At 60.8% G+C, this 1,680-nt stretch carries 1 pseudogene; it reads left to right on the top strand.

Annotated features, from left to right (window positions below):
• Nucleotides 1-221: 221 nt before the first annotated feature.
• Nucleotides 222-1,680, top strand: a pseudogene (locus tag VZ95_RS19945) (glutamate synthase large subunit); the annotation flags it as partial.

The following is a 1,680-nucleotide window of genomic DNA, read 5'->3' as shown; positions in this document are numbered from 1 at the left end:
CTAGAAGATTTGAGAGCGAGCATTGCGTTTCTTCGCACGGACGCCGGCAAGATTTTTCATCGACCGGCAACGCCGGGTCTCGGCGAAAATGCAGGAGGCGGCAGGAGTTTGGTCTCATAACTTCATGGGTAATCTTCTGAAATCGCTAGAGCAAAAATAGCAAGATTTACGGCAAGAACGCGCTGCGCCGCCGCAGAACAGGCAAGGAAAGGGTAAAGGACATGACGAACAACCAAACCACCGAGATCATCGAATCGGGCGAAGCCTTTACCGCTGCCTACGCCCGCAATCAGGCGCATCTGACCGCGACCGGGATGTATCATCCCTCGGAGGAGCATGACGCGTGCGGCGTCGGCTTTATCGCGGCGATTGATGGTAAGCCGACGCGGGCGGTGGTCGATGCCGCCATTCAGGCGCTGAAGTCGATTTGGCATCGCGGCGCGGTCGATGCGGACGGTAAGACCGGCGACGGCGCGGGCATTCATTTGCAGGTGCCGCAGACCTTCTTCCTCGATTACGTTCGCCAGATCGGCCATCCGGCGCGCGAGGGCGAAAAGCTCGCGGTCGGCATGGTCTTCCTGCCGCGCACCGATTTGGACGCGCAGGAGCGCTGCCGCTGCATCGTCGAAGCCGAAATTCTGAACTTCGGCTATACTATCCACGGCTGGCGGCAGGTGCCGGTGAATGTCGATATTTGCGGCGAAAAGGCCAATGCCTCGCGCCCGGAAATCGAACAGATCATCATTGCCAACCCGCGCGGGGTGAATGAGGGCCAGTTCGAAAACGATTTGTTCGTCATCCGTCGCCGCATCGAAAAGCGCGTGGCCGACGCGCGGATCAATGATTTCTACATTTGCTCGCTGTCGTGCCGGTCGATCATCTACAAGGGCATGTTCCTGGCCGAGCAATGCACGTCCTTCTACCCGGATTTGCTGGATGCGCGGTTCATTTCGAACTTCGCCATCTACCATCAGCGCTATTCGACCAATACGTTCCCGACGTGGCGGTTGGCGCAGCCCTTCCGCGTGATCGCCCATAACGGCGAAATCAACACCCTGCGCGGCAATGTGAACTGGATGGCCTGCCACGAACCGCGCATGGCGAGCGATGTTTTCGGCGATCTGATGGAAGACATTAAGCCGGTGGTGCAGCCGGGCAGCTCCGATTCGGCGGCGCTGGATGCTGTGTTCGAACTGCTCATTCGCGGTGGCCGTCCGCTGCCGATGGTGAAAACCCTCTGCGTGCCGGAAGCCTGGAACCCCGACGAAGGCACGACGCCCGATAGCTGGCGCGACCTCTATTCCTACTGCAATAGCGTGATGGAGCCGTGGGACGGCCCGGCGGCGCTGGCGGCCTATGATGGCCGCTGGGTGCTGGGCGGCATGGACCGCAACGGCCTGCGCCCGATGCGCTACGTCATCACCGGCGACGGGCTGCTGATCGCGGGCTCGGAAGCGGGGATGGTGAAGATTGATGAGCAGACGGTCGTCGAAAAAGGCCGCCTCGGGCCGGGCATGATGATCGGCGTCGATTTGCAACGGGGTCGGGTGTTCCACGACGCGGAAATCAAGGACGAGCTGGCTTCGCGCAAGCCGTTCGGGCGTTGGGTGCAGCAGATTACCCGCATCGATGGCATCATTAAGGGCCACGCGCTCCCGGTTGAGCGCATGAGCCGCGAAG

This window comes from Elstera litoralis, assembly GCF_000963705.1.
Taxonomy (GTDB): domain Bacteria; phylum Pseudomonadota; class Alphaproteobacteria; order Elsterales; family Elsteraceae; genus Elstera; species Elstera litoralis.
Note: the sequence above shows the minus strand (reverse complement) of the source record. Positions and strands in the feature narration are given on the sequence as shown.